Source organism: Rhizobium sp. BK538 (genome assembly GCF_014197575.1).
In the GTDB taxonomy this organism is placed as follows: domain Bacteria; phylum Pseudomonadota; class Alphaproteobacteria; order Rhizobiales; family Rhizobiaceae; genus Rhizobium.
Window position 1 is genome coordinate 134,818 of the sequence record NZ_JACIFT010000016.1, and the last position, 18,963, is coordinate 153,780.

The 18,963-nt window shown below is 56.0% G+C and carries 14 protein-coding genes and 1 tRNA gene; 9 read left to right on the forward strand and 6 right to left on the reverse strand.

Features of this window, described 5'->3' with window-relative positions; genetic code table 11:
• The first annotated feature begins 8 nt into the window (after positions 1-8).
• The 5 genes from FHX09_RS20595 to FHX09_RS20615 are packed head-to-tail and all read left to right on the forward strand — an operon-like array spanning position 9 to position 6,469.
• Positions 9-1,172, forward strand: coding sequence for an isovaleryl-CoA dehydrogenase (locus FHX09_RS20595; protein ID WP_132588695.1), 1,164 nt, complete (start codon positions 9-11; stop codon positions 1,170-1,172).
• 36 nt (positions 1,173-1,208) lie between these two features.
• Positions 1,209-2,816: a carboxyl transferase domain-containing protein gene (locus FHX09_RS20600; RefSeq protein ID WP_007790962.1), complete on the forward strand. Its 1,608-nt coding sequence runs from the start codon at positions 1,209-1,211 to the stop codon at positions 2,814-2,816.
• A gap of 7 nt (positions 2,817-2,823) precedes the next feature.
• Positions 2,824-4,809, forward strand: coding sequence for an acetyl/propionyl/methylcrotonyl-CoA carboxylase subunit alpha (locus FHX09_RS20605; RefSeq protein WP_184450550.1), 1,986 nt, complete (start codon positions 2,824-2,826; stop codon positions 4,807-4,809).
• On the forward strand, positions 4,806-5,693 hold the full coding sequence (locus FHX09_RS20610) for a hydroxymethylglutaryl-CoA lyase (protein ID WP_132588693.1): 888 nt from the start codon (positions 4,806-4,808) through the stop codon (positions 5,691-5,693). The genes FHX09_RS20605 and FHX09_RS20610 overlap by 4 nt, the downstream gene beginning before the upstream one ends.
• Positions 5,693-6,469, forward strand: a complete 777-nt coding sequence (locus FHX09_RS20615; RefSeq protein ID WP_184450551.1) for a crotonase/enoyl-CoA hydratase family protein — start codon at positions 5,693-5,695, stop codon at positions 6,467-6,469. The genes FHX09_RS20610 and FHX09_RS20615 overlap by 1 nt, the downstream gene beginning before the upstream one ends.
• 152 nt (positions 6,470-6,621) lie before the next feature.
• On the opposite strand, the gene FHX09_RS20620 is transcribed toward FHX09_RS20615, so the two are convergent.
• Both FHX09_RS20620 and FHX09_RS20625 read right to left on the reverse strand, forming a co-directional pair.
• A complete protein-coding gene (locus FHX09_RS20620) occupies positions 6,622-7,710 on the reverse strand; it encodes a Fic family protein (protein WP_184450552.1) in 1,089 nt (362 codons plus the stop codon).
• Between the two features lie 236 nt (positions 7,711-7,946).
• A tRNA-Ser gene (locus FHX09_RS20625) sits at positions 7,947-8,036 on the reverse strand.
• A gap of 174 nt (positions 8,037-8,210) precedes the next feature.
• Between FHX09_RS20625 and FHX09_RS20630 the strand changes: the two genes are divergently transcribed.
• Both FHX09_RS20630 and FHX09_RS20635 read left to right on the forward strand, forming a co-directional pair.
• Complete coding sequence (locus FHX09_RS20630) at positions 8,211-8,924, forward strand: hypothetical protein (RefSeq protein ID WP_184450553.1); 714 nt, start codon at positions 8,211-8,213, stop codon at positions 8,922-8,924.
• 60 nt (positions 8,925-8,984) lie between these two features.
• Complete coding sequence (locus FHX09_RS20635) at positions 8,985-12,146, forward strand: type ISP restriction/modification enzyme (protein WP_184450554.1); 3,162 nt, start codon at positions 8,985-8,987, stop codon at positions 12,144-12,146.
• 4 nt (positions 12,147-12,150) lie between these two features.
• On the opposite strand, the gene FHX09_RS20640 is transcribed toward FHX09_RS20635, so the two are convergent.
• Together FHX09_RS20640 and FHX09_RS20645 are read right to left on the reverse strand one after the other, a co-directional pair.
• Complete coding sequence (locus FHX09_RS20640) at positions 12,151-13,152, reverse strand: restriction endonuclease (RefSeq protein WP_184450555.1); 1,002 nt, start codon at positions 13,150-13,152, stop codon at positions 12,151-12,153.
• Between the two features lie 320 nt (positions 13,153-13,472).
• Positions 13,473-14,057, reverse strand: coding sequence for a hypothetical protein (locus FHX09_RS20645; protein ID WP_184450556.1), 585 nt, complete (start codon positions 14,055-14,057; stop codon positions 13,473-13,475).
• A 207-nt stretch (positions 14,058-14,264) separates the two neighbouring features.
• On the opposite strand from FHX09_RS20645, the gene FHX09_RS20650 reads away from it, so the two are divergent.
• Entirely contained in the window at positions 14,265-14,849 is a 585-nt protein-coding gene (locus tag FHX09_RS20650; protein WP_184450560.1) for a recombinase family protein, read from the forward strand.
• A gap of 174 nt (positions 14,850-15,023) precedes the next feature.
• On the opposite strand, the gene FHX09_RS20655 is transcribed toward FHX09_RS20650, so the two are convergent.
• Both FHX09_RS20655 and FHX09_RS20660 read right to left on the reverse strand, forming a co-directional pair.
• Positions 15,024-15,533: a hypothetical protein gene (locus FHX09_RS20655; RefSeq protein WP_184450557.1), complete on the reverse strand. Its 510-nt coding sequence runs from the start codon at positions 15,531-15,533 to the stop codon at positions 15,024-15,026.
• Positions 15,534-16,804: 1,271 nt separating this feature from the next.
• Complete coding sequence (locus FHX09_RS20660) at positions 16,805-17,797, reverse strand: site-specific integrase (RefSeq protein WP_184450558.1); 993 nt, start codon at positions 17,795-17,797, stop codon at positions 16,805-16,807.
• 135 nt (positions 17,798-17,932) lie between these two features.
• Here FHX09_RS20660 and FHX09_RS20665 point away from each other — a divergent pair, with 135 nt between their 5' ends.
• Complete coding sequence (locus FHX09_RS20665) at positions 17,933-18,328, forward strand: hypothetical protein (protein WP_184450559.1); 396 nt, start codon at positions 17,933-17,935, stop codon at positions 18,326-18,328.
• The last annotated feature ends 635 nt before the right edge of the window (positions 18,329-18,963 follow it).

Here is an 18,963-nt window from a genome sequence, read left to right on the forward strand (position 1 = left end):
GGGAAGGCATGTATTCCGGTGGTTTGAGATTTGGTCTGGCGGACGAGATCGAGGCGCTCCGCGACAGCGTTCGACGTTTCGCGACGGAGCGCATCGCACCGCTCGCTGCCGAGACCGACAGCAGCAACAGTTTTCCAACGCCGCTCTGGCGCGAGATGGGTGACATGGGGCTGCTCGGGATCACAGCTGAAGAGGCCTACGGCGGCGCCGGATTAGGTTATCTGGCCCATTGCATCGCGATGGAAGAGATCAGCCGCGCTTCGGCCTCCGTTGGACTCAGCTACGGCGCTCATTCCAATTTGTGCGTCAATCAGATCAGCCGGAATGGAACCGCTGATCAGAAGTCGCGGTACCTGCCCAACCTGATTTCCGGTGAACATGTCGGCGCCCTTGCCATGTCCGAGCCGGGCGCCGGATCCGACGTCGTTTCGATGAAGCTTCGGGCGGAGAAGCAGGGTAACAGTTACGTTCTCAACGGCAACAAGATGTGGATCACCAACGGTCCGGACGCCGATGTGCTGGTGGTCTACGCAAAGACCGACCCGGAAGCGGGACCGCGCGGCATCACGGCCTTCCTCGTCGAGAAGGCCTTCAAGGGCTTCTCGACCGGGCCCAAGCTCGACAAGCTTGGCATGCGTGGTTCCAATACCTGCGAACTGATCTTTGAGAATTGTGGGGTGCCGGAGGCAAATGTGCTCGGCACCGTCGGTGGTGGCGCGCGCGTTCTGATGTCGGGACTGGACTATGAGCGCGTCGTCCTTTCCGCTGGGCCGATCGGCATCATGGCGGCCTGCATGGATGTCGTCGTGCCCTATCTTCACGAGAGAAGGCAGTTTGGTCAGGCGATTGGCGAATTCCAGCTGATGCAGGGCAAGCTCGCCGACATGTATGTGACCATGAACACGGCGCGCGCCTATGTTTATGCGGTGGCGGCCGCCTGCGATCGCGGCGAGACGACACGCAAGGATGCCGCCGGCTGTATTCTTTATGCTGCCGAAAAAGCGACGCTTCTGGCCCTCGAGACAATCCAGGCGCTCGGGGGCAATGGCTACACGAACGATTATCCTGCGGCCCGGCTGCTGCGCGACGCAAAGCTCTACGAGATCGGTGCCGGCACTTCCGAAATAAGGCGCATGTTGATCGGCCGCGAGCTTTTCGCGGAGACGGCTTGACAAGAGAATTTATCCGATAACCTATCCTGGTGACGAATGACGATTTTGAAGTCGCAGATTTCGCCGAATTCGGAGAGCTTCAGGACGAATCGCGCGGCGATGACCGAAGCGATCCGTGTCATCGAAGAAGCGGCTTTGAGTGCCGCAAACGGCGGCGGAGCTGCAGCCCGTGAGCGTCACGTCGCTCGCGGCAAGATGCTGCCGCGGGATCGGATCGCCGGACTGCTCGATCCGGCGACACCGTTTCTCGAGATTGGATTGACCGCGGCTCACGGCATGTATGGCAACGAGGCGCCCGGCGCTGGCCTGATAACCGGCATCGGTCGCGTTTCGGGCCGCGATTGCATGATTGTCTGCAACGATGCGACGGTGAAAGGCGGCACTTACTATCCGATGACGGTGAAGAAGCATCTGCGCGCGCAGGAGATCGCCGTACAGAACAATCTGCCCTGCATCTACCTCGTGGATTCGGGCGGTGCGAATCTGCCGAACCAGGACGAGGTGTTTCCGGATCGAGATCATTTCGGTCGGATTTTCTACAATCAGGCGAACATGTCTGCGGCGGGCATTCCGCAGATTGCGGTGGTCATGGGCTCGTGCACGGCGGGCGGTGCCTATGTGCCGGCCATGTCCGATGAGGCGATCATCGTTGAGGGGCAAGGCACCATCTTCCTTGCCGGCCCTCCGCTGGTGAAGGCTGCGACCGGCGAAGTCGTCTCGGCAGAGGACCTCGGCGGCGGCGACGTGCACACAAGGCTCTCCGGCGTTGCAGACCATCTCGCTCGTGACGATGCACAAGCGCTGGCATTGGCTCGACGCGCTGTCGCCAACCTCAATCGGTCCAACTCGGGTGGCGTCGAGCGTCAGCCGGTCGAAGCGCCGCTCTTCGATCCGGCGGAAATCGCCGGTATTGTCCCTGCCGACCTGCGCGTCCCTTACGATGTGCGCGAGGTGATTGCGCGTCTCGTCGATGGTTCCCGTTTTGACGAGTTCAAAGCACGCTATGGAACGACGTTGATTTGCGGCTTTTCTCACATCCATGGCATCCCCGTGGGCGTGGTTGCGAACAACGGCGTGCTGTTTTCCGAGTCGGCGCTGAAGGGTGCTCATTTCGTCGAGCTTTGCTCGCAACGCCGGATACCGCTCGTCTTCCTCCAGAACATCACAGGCTTCATGGTCGGCCGCAAATACGAGACAGAAGGCATCGCCAAGAATGGTGCCAAGCTCGTGACCGCGGTCGCAACGACTGCTGTGCCGAAAGTGACGATGCTGGTTGGAGGTTCCTTCGGTGCCGGTAACTACGGCATGGCGGGTCGCGCCTTCTCGCCGCGCTTTCTCTGGACATGGCCGAACAGCCGCATCTCGGTCATGGGCGGAGAGCAGGCGGCCGGTGTCCTTGCGACCGTCCGGGGAGAGGCGCTTTCCCGTGGCGGCACCCCTTGGACGCCGGAGGAGGAGGCTAGTTTCAAGCAGCCGGTGCTCGATCTCTTCGAACGACAGAGCCATCCGCTCTATGCGTCGGCGCGCCTTTGGGATGACGGGGTGATCGATCCGGCCAAGAGCCGAGATGTGCTCGGTCTCTCGCTGTCTGCGGCGCTGAATGCACCGATTGAAGACACGCGCTTCGGCCTGTTCCGGATGTGAGGTAGCGATGTTCCAGAAAATTCTCATCGCAAACCGTGGCGAGATTGCTTGCCGGGTGATCCGAACTGCCAGGCGCATGGGGATTGCCACTGTGGCAGTCTATTCGGATGCCGATGTCGGCGCGCTACATGCAGAAATGGCTGATGAGGCTGTCCGTCTGGGGCCTGCCAGCGCGCAGGAAAGCTATCTCTCTATCGAGCGGATTCTGGCCGCGGCGGAAAGGACTGGCGCCGAAGCCATTCATCCCGGTTACGGGTTTCTATCCGAGAATGCCGATTTTGCAGCAGCCGTCGAGGCGGCAGGCATCGTCTTTATTGGGCCGCAGCCATCTTCCATTCGCGCCATGGGATTAAAGGATGCGGCAAAGGCGTTGATGGACCAGTCGGGAGTGCCCGTTGTCCCGGGTTATCACGGCGAGGAACAGAATGACGGGTTTCTGGCCGATCAGGCGACCTTGATCGGCTACCCCGTCCTGATCAAGGCCCGCGCTGGCGGCGGCGGCAAGGGCATGCGCCGTGTCGACAGCGAAGAGGAATTTCCCGAGGCGCTCGCCGCCGCGCGGCGTGAGGCGAAGGCTGCCTTTGGCGACGACGCCGTGTTGATCGAGCGGTATCTCGTTCGGCCACGCCACATCGAAGTTCAGATCTTCGGGGATCGGCATGGCAACGTTGTTCATCTTTTCGAGCGCGATTGCTCGCTCCAGCGCCGCCATCAGAAGGTGATCGAGGAGGCGCCGGCTCCGGGCATGACGCCGGAAATGCGCCGTGCGATGGGCGAGGCGGCCGTGCGCGCGGCGCGTGCCATCTCCTATCGCGGTGCCGGCACCGTGGAGTTCATTGCGGATGTGTCAAACGGCCTCTGGCCGGATCGCTTCTATTTCATGGAGATGAATACCCGCCTTCAGGTCGAGCATGCCGTCACTGAGGCAATCACTGGGGTTGATCTGGTCGAGTGGCAATTGCGCGTAGCCGCCGGCGAGCCCCTGCCGAAGAAGCAGTCGGAGCTCGAAATCTACGGCTGGGCCTTCGAGGCGCGAATTTATGCCGAGGATGCGGCCAAAGGTTTCCTGCCCGCAACGGGTACGATCAGGCATCTAGACTTTCCTGACGTTACGGCGCGGATCGATGCCGGGATCCGTCCCGGCGACACGGTCTCCGCCCACTACGATCCTCTGATCGCGAAGATGGTCGTGCACGGGCCCAGTCGCAGTGTCGCGCTGTTGCGACTGACCAGGGCCTTGCAGAGCTCGCATATCATCGGCGTCACCACCAATCTCGATTTTCTCGCCAGGCTGAGCGCACAGGAAGAATTTTCCGCTGGGCACCCGGATACCGGGCTGATCGATCGCAATCTGCAATCGCTGACCGCCATCGAGCCGGCAGTCGACACCGTCGTTGCGCTTGCCGCCGTCCTGTCGCTGGGCGCGCTTACGCAATCGTCGGATGGCGATCCATGGCTGACGCTGGGGCACTGGCAGCTCTGGAGCGAAATGCAGCGTATCGTCGTGCTAACCTACGAAGGTGGGCATTCAACGCTGCGAGTTGCCGCCAAGGGCTTCGATTTCTTTGCCGTGCATGATGGCCGACGAGTCATTCCAGTGAAGATCGTCAGCCGGCAGGATGATGGCTGCAGGGCGGAGGTCGATGGCCGACAGGTGCAGGTCAAGGCGAGCGTGGCGGCGCATCACATGGTGGTCAGCGTGGACCACAGAACGCATGTGTTCCACCTTGGCAACCCGCTCGATTTCAGTGCGGCTGATGTGGCTGACGGCAACAGGTTGATCGCGCCGATGCCGGGCTTTGTGAAGATCGTGCGCACGAGTTCGGGGGCGGAAGTCTCCAAGGGCGATGCGCTTGTCGTCATGGAAGCGATGAAGATGGAACTGACGCTCGTTGCGGCCCGCGATGGGACGGTGGAAGCCGTTGAGGTGAGTGAAGGACAGCAGGTTGATGAAGGCGCGGTGCTTCTGACGCTCCGGGTAGAGGAGACGTGATTGTGCAGCCCGGAGAATCGTCACTGCTGCCGCGGGATGTCTCGATCGTTGAGATGGCTCCGCGTGATGGCCTTCAGAACGAGAAGGATCTGATCCCGACGGCGACGAAGATCGCTCTGATCGACATGATCTCCGAATGTGGTTTCGAGCGGATCGAGGCGACAAGCTTTGTCAGCCCGAAGTGGGTGCCGCAGCTTGCCGACGCCGCCGAGGTGATGGCAGGTATCAAGCGAAGGCCGGGGGTCCGCTATGCCGTTCTGACACCGAATATGAAAGGGTTCGAGGCCGCGATGGCGGCGGGCGCGGACGAAGTCGCGATCTTCGCTTCCGCCTCGGAGAGCTTCTCGCAGCAGAATATCAACTGCTCCATCGCCGAGAGCATCGAACGTTTCAAGCCGGTTGCAGACGCAAGCCATGCGCGCGGTGTCCCCATGCGCGGCTATGTCAGCTGCGTGGTCGAATGCCCGTATGAGGGGGCCGTCTCGCCGGATGCGGCGGCGCTGGTCGTCGAGAGCCTGCATGCATTGGGCTGCTACGAGATCAGCCTCGGCGATACGATCGGCCGAGGACGTCCGGAGGAGGTCGATCAGATGCTGGTGACGGTCCTTTCCTATGCACCGGCGACAATGCTTGCCGGTCATTTCCATGACACCGACGGCTGGGCTCTCGATAATATCGAGGTTTCGTTGAAGCACGGGCTGCGGGTTTTCGATGCGTCGGTGGGCGGATTGGGCGGCTGTCCCTATGCCCCCGGCGCGAAGGGGAACGTTGATACCTTGGCTGTCGCGCAGTTCCTTGCCCGCAAGGGCTACCGGACCGGACTCTCGGTAGAGAAGCTGGAACAGGCTGCCCATTTTGCACAGAGCCTGAGGAGCGCAGGATAATGGCGGAAACGCTGATGATCTCGATCGACGAGCGCGGTGTTGCGCGGCTTACGCTTGCCCGTGACGACAAGCACAATGCCATGTCGGCGGAGATGATCGACGAGTTGACCGAAGCCGCAAGCGTGCTTGGGTCGGATAAGAGGGTACGCGCCATCGTGCTTGCCGGCGCAGGGAAGAGCTTCTGTGCCGGCGGCGACCTGGAGTGGATGAGAGCCCAGTTCAAGGCGAGCCGGGCGAAGAGAATCGCCGAGGCGCGACGGCTGGCGATGATGTTCAAGGCGTTGAACGAAATGCCGAAGCCGCTCATCGGTTGCGTCCACGGAAGCGCCTTCGGCGGCGGTATCGGGTTGATTAGCGTCTGTGACACCGTAATTGCCTCGGAGGCCGCGCGTTTCGGCCTGACGGAAGTCCGGCTCGGCCTGATACCGGCAACGATCAGCCCTTATGTCGTAGCGCGGATCGGCGCCTCTGCTGCGCGTTCTCTTTTCGTCTCCGGCCGAACGTTTGATGCTGCCTATGCCAAGTCGATCGGTCTTGTTGCTTCCGTTGTCGCGCCCGCCTATCTCGATCGCGCCGTCGACAAGGAGACGGACGAATTCATCGCGGCCTCGCCGCAGGCTGCAGCGCGCGCCAAGGCTCTCGCACGTTCTCTCGCCGCGCCCATCACGGACGAGATCATCGACAGCGTGATTTCTCAACTCGCAGACAGCTGGGAGACGGACGAGGCACAGGCCGGTATTGCCGCTTTCTTCGAAAAGCGCCGGCGGAATTCATAGCGGGCAGCTTCGACTGCAGCGGAGCAACTTGGCGTCAAATTGAAAGTCGCGAATGGGATCCAATGGCGGAGAGGGTGGGATTTGAACCCACGATGCCGCCCGCCAAAACGGCATCAATGTCTCACCGAAGCCGCTGTCTCGAGTGTATTCTATTACTCGGAGACTTTCAAAAACAGGGCGACCAGCCGATCGTTGATATAGTAATTGTTTCTGCCGCTTTGATGTTTGCTAACAAAACCTGCGTCCGCCAACGTATCAAGGTAGCGAGCAGCAGTCTGTCGAGTGACATTTAACTCTTGCTGCACATAGTCGATCCGCGTGTAAGGATGCCTGAATAGGTTATTCAAAAGATCCTGCGAATATAGCTTCGGGAACTCTTCCCGGAGTCTTCGCTTGGTTGTCGATATCTGCTCGCGAATGTTTTCGATGAGATCGAGAGTTGTCTTTGCTGTCTCATCAACAGCTTTGAGCATGTAAACCAGCCAACCTTCCCAGTCGGCGGTGTCGCGCACATGTTGAAGCAGCCGATAATACTCGCCCTTCGAGTTATTGATTGCCCGGCTAAGATAGAGAATAGGGGTTTCGAGCAGATTGGCGCGTGTCAGATAGAGCACATTCAAAATACGCCCTATGCGGCCGTTTCCATCCGGAAACGGATGTATGCTCTCAAACTGATGATGCACCAGCGCCATCTTGATGAGCGGGTCAAGCGGTGACAACCGATCGTCATTGATGAACCGCTCTAAGGCATCCATAGCGAAAGCAATCTCTCGCTGATCTTGTGGCGGGATATAGACAATCTCGCCCGTCCGATCGTTCCTCAGCGCAGTGCCTGGAGTTTGCCTGAAACCATCGTCCCGCTGCTTGAGGAGACGGAACATGCCGACGATAGTTGAATTGGGCAGCAGACCCTCAAACTGGGTGAGTTTATCGAAGCCATACTTAAGCGCATCGCGATATAGGGAGACCTCTTTTGCTGCTGGAGACTCTGGACCTTCCGGAAATAGCTCCGCTTGAAAGAGTTCATCCTGCGTCGTGACGATATTTTCGATTTCTGAGCTGGCCTTCGCTTCTTGTAGTGCCAGGGTATCGATCAGGATACCTTGGTTCGGTATCGCAGCCGCTCGCCCTTTCAGCTCAGCGAGCGATCTGTTCGCGGAGGCGAGTGCTTTCAATACCTCAATGGTCTCCAAGTCGGAGAGTTTAGAAAGATCTGGCAAGGAGTAGGTCGGCTTTAACATGTGCGACTCAATGAGTTAAAAAAAACGCATTTTCTTAACACGTCTGAGCCTCATGTTAAACTAGCGAACATTCGCTTACATGCGGCCAGACATCGCCAGCCGGTAGATCCTGAATATTGGGATGCGCGGCAAATACTAGGTCGTGCCGAGAATGTGGCCCTAGCCAATTTGGGCGACGATCAAAGCTTGACGAAAACCAGAGGCTGCGGGAAAACCTTGGAACACAAGGGATCCAATGGCGGAGAGGGTGGGATTTGAACCCACGATACCCTTGCAGGTATGCCGCATTTCGAGTGCGGTGCATTCGACCACTCTGCCACCTCTCCGCGGTCTGGTCGGCGCTTGTTCGGCGCGGTGGGCTACATAGAAGGGTCTTCCTACTCGTGAGCCAGCAAACACAATTAATGAGGATCATCTGTGGCCGCACTGTGCCTAACCTGAAAACCATTTCCTCTCTGCGCAAGCTTGATTAGAAGGCTCTAAGGACAGAGGAACTGATCATGGGTTTGCCGAACAATTATAGTCTCGAGGTTCCGGAACGTTGCCTGGACCTATTGACATCTCTCCTTCCCAACGTGCGGCAGAACAGCCGGCAGATGGATCGCTATCAAGGTGCGCTGACAACTACTCTCACGCTTGCCCTTGCCACTCCTATGCTATCATTGCCAATCGAACGGATCGAAAAACACCTAGGGTTAGATGAAGGATATGCCGATGATCGACATTTGGCTCCTGAGCTTGCGAAGCGAGTAAGCGAGGCCATCGTAAACAGAAGGCTATCCGACTATCCCGCCTTTGCCGCGTTAGATTGGCACTTCCTCGAGGGCATTCCGCCTTTCAACATGGCTAGAGGCATGCCCGGCGTCTTGGCGCGTAAGCTAAACACGCCTGAGGCCGCAACCGCAGCACAGGAGATGGGTTTTCAGCTCTTTCTTCGTTGTCTTCGAAACGCTCTGTCCCATGGTGGCATTATCTATTTGGACGAACATGGGGAAGCTACAGCAGGCGAAGCCCGGATGCTTTGCTTTGTGAGCGCCCGCCCGGAGAGGACCAGATATATCTGCGACAAACGTGATGGCCCATGTCCCAGCCATACGCCTAAGAATAAAGATCTAAGATTGCTCCGGGTGAGCGAGGAGCATTTCCAGGCGTTCCTTCATCGTTGGGTCGCGTGGCTCCGCGATGAGAAACTTCGAAATCTTACCGCTGCCTAATTCGCAAAAGGCACTACCGAAAGATGAACTATGCCGGTAAGTTCCGCTCATGGGGGAACCATGAGTCAGCAGCTAATTAATCAATATTTGAATGAAATTGACCGCTTGCGCAAATTTTCCGGCTCGGTCACCGAAGGCGTTATATCGGAAGCCTTTAAGGATCTCCTGAAAACGTGGTCGCGCCAGCTCAACTGGCAATTTGCCGCGCAATACGAATTTGCATCGGCGCAGAAATCGCGCATCCGTCCTGATGGCACGATCTTCCACAGCCTCGGGCTACCCTTCGGCTATTGGGAAGCCAAAGATACAGCCGACGACCTTGATGTCGAGATCCGCAAGAAGCTCGCCAAGGGCTATCCTCAGGACAATATCATTTTCGAGAACTCGCAGACCGCCGTGCTGATTCAAGATCGGCAGGAAGTCTTTCGTTGCTTGATGACCGATAGCGGTGCGCTGCTGAAGCTGCTTAACCTGTTTTTCACCTACGAGCGCACGGAGATCCGCGAGTTTCGTAAGGCAGTTGAGGAGTTCAAAACTTACCTACCTTTCGTGCTTGATGCGCTTCGCGCCCGAATCAACGCTGCCTATATGGACAACCCAGTTTTTCAAGCGGCGGCCAAAACGTTTCTTGAGACCTGCAAGGATACAATCAACCCAACGCTCGGCGACGCGGACGTCAGGGAAATGTTAATCCAGCACATCCTAACCGAGGAAATTTTCGCCAATGTGTTCAATGAGGGCGATTTTCACCGCGAAAACAACATCGCGAAGGAACTCTACGCGCTTGAGGGCAAATTCTTCACCGGCGCAGTGAAAAAGGAGACACTAAAGGGCCTCGAGCTTTACTATGCCGCGATACGGGCGAACGCAGCGCAGATTACCAGTCATTCGGAAAAGCAGACTTTTCTTAAGGTGATCTACGAAAATTTCTACAAGGTCTACGACACCAAGAAGGCGGATCGCTTGGGCGTAGTATATACACCAAACGAGATCGTAAAATTTATGATCGAAGGCGCGGATTGGCTCTGCGAGAAACACTTCGGCAGGAACCTAATCGACGATCACGTGGAAATCCTCGATCCGGCCACAGGCACGGGCACCTTCATTTGCGAGCTACTCGAGTATTTCCGGGGAGATCCGAAAAAACTCGCGAACAAATACAAAAATGAACTGCACGCAAACGAAGTGGCTATCCTCCCTTATTATGTCGCCAATCTCAATATCGAAGCAACTTACGCCGCCATTTCCGGGCAGTTCGCTGAATTTCCAAATCTCTGCTTTGTCGACACCCTCGATAACGTGGAAGGGCTCGGCATCCGCACCGGTCAACACGTTGGTGATCTATTTGGCGGCTTGTCCGATGAGAACATCGTTCGGGTGCAGCGACAGAACAAACGCAAGATTTCCGTGATAATCGGTAATCCGCCCTACAACGCAAACCAAGCAAACGAAAACGACAATAATAAGAATCGCGAATATCCGCACATCGATAGGCATATCAAGGACAGCTACATACGCCTATCAAGAGCTCATAAGACTAAGCTCTACGACATGTATGCGCGTTTTTTTCGATGGGCGTCCGACCGCATGCATGATGATGGCGTTCTGGCTTTTGTTACCAACCGGTCGTTCATCGATAGCCGCACATTCGATGGATTCCGAAAGACGGTCGCAGAAGAATTTAATGAAATCTACGTCGTGGACCTAGGTGGCGATGTTCGAGCAAATCCAAAGTTATCAGGCACAAGGCATAATGTCTTCGGCATCCAGACCGGCGTGGCCGTCTCATTTTTTGTCAAACGGCACAAGCAGAAGGGCTGTAAGATCTTTTATGCCCGCCGGCCGGAGTTCGATACCGCCAGCGAAAAGCTTTCATTCCTAGGATCCTCGAGTCTTGCTTCTCTGAAAATGGAGCGTCTGGAACCCGATGAAAACGCGAGCTGGATTTCTATCGGCAATGATGAATTTGACCAATTTCTACCTATCGTCAAAAACAAATTAAGCTCAAATGCTAAATTGAGTAACAAGAATTCGCTCTTTCATCTGAATTCTTATGGAGCGATATCTCTTCGGGATGGTTGGGTTTACGATTTTAATCTATCGAATCTCGAACAAAAAATTACGTATTACATGGATGTTTTCAACGAAACGCAGAGATCTGTCACTCGTCCGCTTCCGCCAAATTGGGAAGATGAGATTGATTATCGGATTAAGTGGTCACAAGACGCACGCAGAAAGTTGGAACGCGGGGACAGCTTACAATTTAAAAAAACTTCGATGACGCGCGCGAGTTATCGGCCTTTCACAAGCCGATGGTTCTACTATGATTCGGACATGAATTGGTCTCTCTATCAACTGCCATCGATATTCCCGCTCGATGGCACCAATGTCGCGATTGCGTTCAGTGATGTCGGGCGCCGGGCAGATTTTATGGCTTTGGGTGTTACTGCGCCGGCGGATATTCACTTTGGTGCATCAATTGATGCTTACCAACAGGTTCCCCTTTATCGATATAATGCCGACGGCGAGCGAGTTGACAATATTAGTGATTGGGGCCTGAAACAGTTTCATAAAGCCTACGGGAAGAACGGGCGGTCCGGGCTTCTTGACCTAGGTGGGGATGAGTCTAGAACGATTAAAAAGCCTGACATTTTCCATTATGTTTACGGCGTGCTGCATGACCCGCTGTATCGCGAAAAATACGCACAGAACTTAAAGCGCGACTTCCCCCGAATTCCCCTCTACCCGGACTTTTGGACTTGGACCCACTGGGGTGAGCAGCTGATGCGTCTGCATATCGGCTATGAAACCGTCGATCCCTGGGCGGTAGTCAGAACCGACGTCTCAGACGAGAAGGCACGTGCCGCCGGTGTCCCTCCAAAGACAATCCTCAAGGCAGATCCAGACAGTGGGGTGATCCGCATCGATAGTGAGACTACACTTTCCGGAATCCCGCCCCTCGCCTTCACCTACCGCCTCGGCAATCGCTCTGGAATTGAGTGGATCCTAGACCAATACAAAGAAAAGACGCCGAAAGACCCGACAATTCGCGAGAAGTTCAATGCCTATCGCTTCGCCGACTACAAGGAGAAGGTTATCGACCTCATCGGCCGGGTCACGCGGGTCTCCGTGGAGACCATGGATATCGTGGAAGCAATGAAATCGGCGAGGCGGGCATCGGTCTCCAATGACGAGCCCGAGGACGAAGCCGAAGCAGTCTGACGGCTCACGACCACCCCGGCACAAAAATCCGTTTCAGTGGCACGAGCTGTTGAGTTTCGAGATCGAGCTTCTCGTATTGCTCCAGAAGGCTTTTTACGAGCTCGTCGAGATCCATCAGCGCCAGCGGAATGTTTGCCCGCTCTGCCTCATAGCGCGCTTCTCGCGTAAAGCCGCCGGTGCTGACGTAAAGACCTTTGTCCTGCGGATGCCGACCACCGAGGAAGCTGCGCACATCTGGCGCTCCCATCGTGCCCTTGCGATGCTTCACCTCGACCACAATACGCGGCGACTCGAAACCGAAGCCGTCCGGCGAGGCGACGATATCCTTGCCTCGATCGGGCCCAGCTTCGGAGACGCGGGTCTTGTAACCGAGTGAACGTAGCAAACCAGCTACCAGCTCCTGCATATCGTCCCAGGCGAGCGCATTCACCTTATCCTTTATGAATTCGCGTGCTCGGCTTTCCATTGACTTGAAGAGATCATCCTCTGTCGCCTCCGTCGTAGCAGCAGCTATCTCGATCGTGGCCGGCTGGCCGGACGCCAGTGCTTTCTTCAGCTCGGCGGCAACTTCAGTCGGTATTCGGAACAACGTCGAGATCGATCCAAGGCTGTTGCGGCTCTCGACAGAGAGCAAATCGCGGCTGACTTCGCCGTGCCACCGCACCGGCCGGTATTGCGCGTCCTCGGGATCTACTGAGGTATCATAGCGGTAAGGACCTACGATCTCGCCGATCAGATAGACGCGGCGCGACGGATTGAAGGTCACCACCATGTCGCCGACATCAATCTCGTTCACGAAGCGATGCAGTTGGCCAGCAGCCATGGCAGCCGCCTGGGGCTTCATCTCCGGCCATGCTGTCGTGACGAGATCGGCGATCGCCTTCCGCGTTTTTTTGTCCGACAGATCGCCGACCTCGTTCCAGCCGATCGCAACCGCCGACTTCTCTTTAAACGCATCGAAAAGCCGCCCGTCACGCTCGGCGCGCACCATCCACGATTTGCTCATGCCCCACCCTTCTATTCGAAGCTGAACATCGCCGAAGAAGCTGGCACCTGCAAGGCCGTCGCGCGGATTGCGCGCTTCGACTCACAGAAGCTCAGCGGCTGGCTTAGTATGTTGGACATTGCATGACACTGCTTTCAAAATGCCGCACGCGCCAGCGAGTCTCCCTGGTCGATTGGGGCGACGATGCTTGACGGGATAATGCAATGAGTAGTGAGTAGATGCACGGTGGCCAAGGATTGTCTGAAGCGATATTGCTTTGCACTTCATCGCGACACCAACCTGGGCAACATCGAACCGTCAAGGAAGCAGGTGCGTCGAGGTCAAGAACCGGACAATAATGCACACGCCTTTGCGGCAACGCTGATCTCGGTGCGGAAACGAGCATTGTTTTCACCAGGGAAGACCACGAGGTTCAAGTTCGACAACGCATTACCCGGCGAGCTCGTCAATTTGATTGGGAAACCCTGCGCCCATGTTTGAACGATCTCTGTGGCTCGCCCGGTGATGTCCACAGCGAGTGTCAAAAGATCGTTTACTCGATAAGCTCTAAGTCGTGTGGCAAGCGGTTCGAAAGCGCCGGTCTGTGACACGAGCTTTGCGTCGGCATCCATTGCTGCGTCGCTTTTGAAATCGGGCCACGGATCCAGGTCGTCGGCAGTGTCTATGAAGAGGAACTGCCGACCACCATCTTGGCAGCTAATCCTAAAACGTGGACGGCGCATAAAATCCCGCTCAGTCAGGTCCTTGTCAGTCAGTTCTCCTCTCAGGCGGACGTCCAGCCCCTCGATTTTGGTCTCCACGGTGCCTGCATCAATGAAGAGAAAAACACCGGCGCTTCCAGCGTTGGCGATCGAGACCGAACAAACGAGCGTCGTAATGGCGGCGATTGTGAGGACTGATCTCATACGGCTTTCTGCTGTTATCACGCGGACAAAAGGGAACCTTTATCCCATAGCTCGCTCTCACGAACCCGCCCCGCCGTAAGCCGCTGTTTCTATTCAGTTCGCTTCAACGGTCTACAGAAAACCCCGAGCCGGACAAAAAGGTTCCTTTAAGTCAATGGGTTACCGAGTATCATGCCCGATGGAACGTCATGGAATTGTAGCCATATGATGCGGAAAATTGGATACGCTCGGGTTTCAACGAACGAGCAGCACCTGGACCTCCAATTGAAAGCACTCGGTGCAAGCGACTGTGACCTCGTGTTCACCGATCAGGGTGTTTCGAGCTCGACTTTCGATCGGCCTGGTCTTGCTGAAGCGTTAAGCACAGTGCAGAGCGGCGACATGCTGATAGTGTGGCGGCTCGATCGGCTGGGCCGGTCTCTGATAGACCTGATCCAGGTCATCAACGATCTTGGAGAACGAGAAGTCGAATTTCGTTCGCTCAATGAGGCCATTGATACATCTACCTCCGGCGGTCGGCTGACATTCCATATCATGGGGGCGATGGCCGAATTCGAGCGCTCCATTATCAGCGAACGCACAAAGGCGGGAATGTCTGCCGCGCGGTCCAGGGGGAGCTTCATCGGGCGTCCGCCTGCGCTCACACCGGAACAGATTCTCGAGGCGAGAGACGCCTTCATGATCGAAAAGGTCTCGATCGAGGATCTTGCCGAGCGCTACAAGGTTCACCCCCGCACGCTCGTGCGGGGAATGAAACAAGGCCTGCTACTCGCCGGCGACTCCGGCCTCTGAGGCGGTCGAAAGCGACCAATGCTGCGATATCGCCTTAACGCGCACCCGAGGCTTTTGAAGTCCGTGCCGATGATAGGGAAACCGATCCAATGCCCAGATGATGTTCGACCGGCGCTGGCTATACTTCTCGGCCATGGTTCGAATCTGCGCTCTCGTTTCTTCGCTCAGCATATCTCAACCTTCGCAACCAGACTGTCCAAGCTTTGCCGCGATCTTTGTCATCTGTTCAGTGAGCTTCTCGTTGCGCTTGTGCTTTCGAAAGGCATCAACGGTCAAGCCAAGTTCTGCGGCAGTCCTTGCTTCCGTTTGATCAAAGCGCTTCTTGCGCTCGCGGCCCTGATGTCGGGCTATGGCATTTGCTGCGAACATCCGAATAAGACCCCAGCGCTCCCAGCGCTTCTGTCGAGCGCTAAATGCTGCTTGACCTTCGTCTGGCCGGAATTCCGGTTTCGCCAGCAAAGGGAACTTCTGCTTGTTCTCCTTCTGCCAAATCGCCAACGCCATCGAGGCGATGTGTAGTCTCTCTAAGAGCAATTCGTCCACGAACTCCTCAAGTTCAGGGGTCATAACAATAGTCCGCAAGTTCTTCTCGTTCTCGCGCTGCTTCCGTTTGCGCTTCTTTGCTAGGATGCGGTCGTGCAGATCGCGTTCTTCGGGCGTTAAATTCAACTTGGGTCTGGGCAATGGTGTCTCCCGCTATCGTCCACATTTTCTTTATAGCGAGCAGCCAGGTGCAAACGCACAAATAGTGGGACTATTTTTGCGCGACAGTGTTCAGGGGTTTGCCGGAGCTCAGGGGCTGGACGAGAAGAGCTTTCGGGTTCTTTTTGTAAAACGTGACTGAGAAACCGTTCTAGCTATGGTTATAGAGTAAGTAAGTATATATTTATATACTATATATAGACGTCACGCACTTTGGGTCACGTCTTTGAGACATGTTCCGGGGAACGAAATGGACGGCAATCAATAGAAACCTTCCGGCGTCGAACTGGGAGTTACCCGGCCCGACGGCATGCTTCTGGTCGGCATGTCCGGTCACCTGGAGATTACGCAGTGCTTCCACGCCTCGAGCGTTATCGGAGGACGTTCAACATACCGGATGCCTGTGTCGCGGCACGCACTTCCCACGACGACCCGAACAGTGACATATGATCGCTGGCTGTGACACGAGGATTTGTCTCAGCGCGATCCTCGATTGTTTTCGTAAACTAGCACTCGCACCAGCCGCGAGCCCGCCCTCGAGCTTCTACGTCGATTTTTCGCAATATGGGAGGTTTGGGCCTTCGGAGCGCGGTGGACGCAAAAGCCATCCCCATCGAGCTCATTGATTTTCTCTAGGACTTCGATTTTGGCAGTGCCCATTCAGCGATAAACACGCCCAGCTCTCTCCGGCAGGGTAGGTTAGCGGTCACCAGTAGGCTGCACAGAGAAGGGCGGCGCGGAAATCCGCAATGTCCATGTTGGCGACGGCAAGTGAGTTCCCATGTGGCAATGGTCTCCTTCGAGACAATGACCCTGACTTAGAGGTTCACTAGGCGCGCTCGGCAAGTCATTCGTGGAAGCTCCCAGGAGAGCCGCTGAATACGTTTTCGGTGCGACCAGGTAAGGCTTCCGGCAATGGTGGTCAGCAATCGGTTACTGTGTTCCACACGGTTAAGACGAACCGTGGTGGACCACCGCAGTCGCTCAAGTGCGTCGCCGGTGACTAGATCCTATTTTAGACGTCACTCAAGTTGACACTTTTGGAAACACAATGATCTCGGCGCAAAAGTGCCAACTAAACGTAAAACTCTGTCAACTTAGCGCAACCAGATCGGCGATTTTGAGCGCAAGAATGGATGAAAAGTTGACGTCTCAGTGGCTTGCAGCCTCAAAAGTTGTCGCCTTTGTCGCGACCTAAACGAGAGTGTCAACTTTTCGCAACATCCCTATGCGTGTATCTGTGTGCTGCCGGATTATCCGAGACGTCCCACCAGGTCATCTGCACTGAGATGGGTGTAGCGCTTTAGCATCCGGAGCTCCTTATGACCGGAAATACTGCTTACCTCGATCATGTTCAAACCGCGCTCGAACATACGACTGACGCTTTCGTGTCGTAGATCATGGAACCTAAGGCCTTTAATCTCCGCACGAACAAGGAGCCGGCGCCAGACCTGCTCCAGGGAACCAGCTTTCATAGGAAATATCATTACCTGTTCGTCGTCGGCGAGTGTCTTCCATTGGGTCAGCGCATCAAATGCTCGCTGTGAAAGAGGCACCTCGCGTCCAGATCCGTTTTTTGTCATCGTCAACGTGACCACCCGGCGATTGTGCGAGATGTCGCTCCATCGCAACCCTATTAGCTCGCCACGGCGCATCCCGGTTTCGATGGCGACAATCAGCAGGGTCTTCAAAAACGCGATCTTGCCACTATCGCACCCGTCGAGCAGGCGCTGCTCCTCATCACCTTCCAAGCGGCGCTTACGTTCGTTCCGAATGATGGGGCGTCGAACCAGCTTGACCACATTGCGGCTGAGAGGAAAGCCCCAGTCTCGCATCGCGACTTCGATGACGTGACTAAGGATCGCCATTTCGCGAACCGCGGTAGATGGAGCTACGCTGCTGAGGCGCTCGTCGCGGAACGATGAGATGTCTGGTTGCGAAAGCCCGACCAATGTCCGGTGCGCAATCTCATGACGCTCAAGCAGGTCAATGCGCTGAATTTCTTGCACGCTTCCGCGTTTCGTTGGTGATACTTCGAGCTTGTAGCGCCTAAGCAGGTCGCCCAGTGTCGTGGTCTCTAAAATTTTGGTGTCAGGCGCGGCACCGAAACGATCAACTTGGCTTTCAAGCTCACGCGCCCACTTCTCCGCTTCAGCCTTGCTGTCGAAGCTTTTTGCCCGAGGCTTCATACCGCGTCGCCGCACCTGTGCTTGCCAGCGGCCTCTAAGTTTTCTGATCGTCGCCATTTGGTCCTCATTTGATGTCGTCGATCAATGCGTAGGACGCCCCCGCCGGGGAGCCAAGGACTATCCCGGAGTTACATCCTTGCGCCGCCTGGCTGAGTTTCCTATGAAGAGCGTAAGGCAAAAAAGAGGAATGAAATGAATAAGTTGATGATCATGGCGGCAATTGGAGTAGCTACAGCTGGTTGCCAAACAGCAGTTCCACAATCAGTCGCAGACACTCAACGTCCACCATCCAAGGCTCTGAAAACCGCGATTGTGAATGCCGCTCGTGATTTCCTTCTCGATCCATACTCGATCCGCGATGCAGAGATCTCCAATGTGGTCTTGTTCAACCCACAAGCTCGTATCGACGCGGTATGTATTAAAGCCAACGCGAAGAACGGCTACGGAGGCTATACTGGCCGACAAGCAACAAGCGTGTCGCTGAGAGATGGCAAGATTTTAGGGGCAACAGCTAATGACGTGCGATGCCTCGATCCTCGTCTCGGTTATCATCCGTTCAAGGAGCTGGAGAGCCTAAAAAGTCTTTGAGCCGGGGTTCGGGACCTAGCTCGGCGTGCCAATCGCCCAAAGAGACCATAACTCACAACGAATGGTTAGCGGTATCAAAGTAAAGTTGACTTTCGTTCAAACTTGAACTCAGAGTGGAAATAAATGGCGATTTGGTGGGTAAATCTTGGACTTCAGTTCGCCGCGCAACGCGACAGTAGCACTCTGTGGTGCCCGGGGAAGCGCATAAGGAAGGATGGCAGCCTAGGAAAGCCATTCTGGCACTGGGCGAACATTGCTGATGTCAAGAAGGGCGAATTTATCGTCCTGTGCAAAAGCGCACAGATACTTGGCCTCGCATATTCGACCGCAACAGCTCGGCCGGATCAGCCCAAGCCGAATGGCTTCCCAGTTGGCGGAAGGTGGCACGATACCGGTTGGCGATTGCCGGTCGAATTTTTGCTGTTCGACACCCCGAAGGATCGGAACGAATTAACCCGAGGGCTCTTTCAAAGAAGGAATAAGCGGCGGCCGTTGTTGAACGATCCCAAAACTGGGAAAGGCCGAGGGACGCAGATTTATCGTAAGCGCGAATTTCGGTGCGCCTTTTGAGGCGCAGCGCTCTGAGGCATGAAGTGTCCACCAAAATAGGTGGACACCAAATCATGGATGAAGAT

Bases quoted from the DNA above. Each gene is read 5' to 3' on its own strand.
- FHX09_RS20595 (WP_132588695.1), top strand. From the start codon at position 9: ATGTATTCCGGTGGTTTGAGATTTGGTCTGGCGGACGAGATCGAGGCG.
- FHX09_RS20600 (WP_007790962.1), top strand. From the start codon at position 1,209: ATGACGATTTTGAAGTCGCAGATTTCGCCGAATTCGGAGAGCTTCAGG.
- FHX09_RS20605 (WP_184450550.1), top strand. From the start codon at position 2,824: ATGTTCCAGAAAATTCTCATCGCAAACCGTGGCGAGATTGCTTGCCGG.
- FHX09_RS20615 (WP_184450551.1), top strand. From the start codon at position 5,693: ATGGCGGAAACGCTGATGATCTCGATCGACGAGCGCGGTGTTGCGCGG.
- FHX09_RS20620 (WP_184450552.1), bottom strand. From the start codon at position 7,710: ATGTTAAAGCCGACCTACTCCTTGCCAGATCTTTCTAAACTCTCCGAC.
- FHX09_RS20630 (WP_184450553.1), top strand. From the start codon at position 8,211: ATGGGTTTGCCGAACAATTATAGTCTCGAGGTTCCGGAACGTTGCCTG.
- FHX09_RS20635 (WP_184450554.1), top strand. From the start codon at position 8,985: ATGAGTCAGCAGCTAATTAATCAATATTTGAATGAAATTGACCGCTTG.
- FHX09_RS20640 (WP_184450555.1), bottom strand. From the start codon at position 13,152: ATGAGCAAATCGTGGATGGTGCGCGCCGAGCGTGACGGGCGGCTTTTC.
- FHX09_RS20645 (WP_184450556.1), bottom strand. From the start codon at position 14,057: ATGAGATCAGTCCTCACAATCGCCGCCATTACGACGCTCGTTTGTTCG.
- FHX09_RS20650 (WP_184450560.1), top strand. From the start codon at position 14,265: ATGCGGAAAATTGGATACGCTCGGGTTTCAACGAACGAGCAGCACCTG.
- FHX09_RS20660 (WP_184450558.1), bottom strand. From the start codon at position 17,797: ATGGCGACGATCAGAAAACTTAGAGGCCGCTGGCAAGCACAGGTGCGG.
- FHX09_RS20665 (WP_184450559.1), top strand. From the start codon at position 17,933: ATGAATAAGTTGATGATCATGGCGGCAATTGGAGTAGCTACAGCTGGT.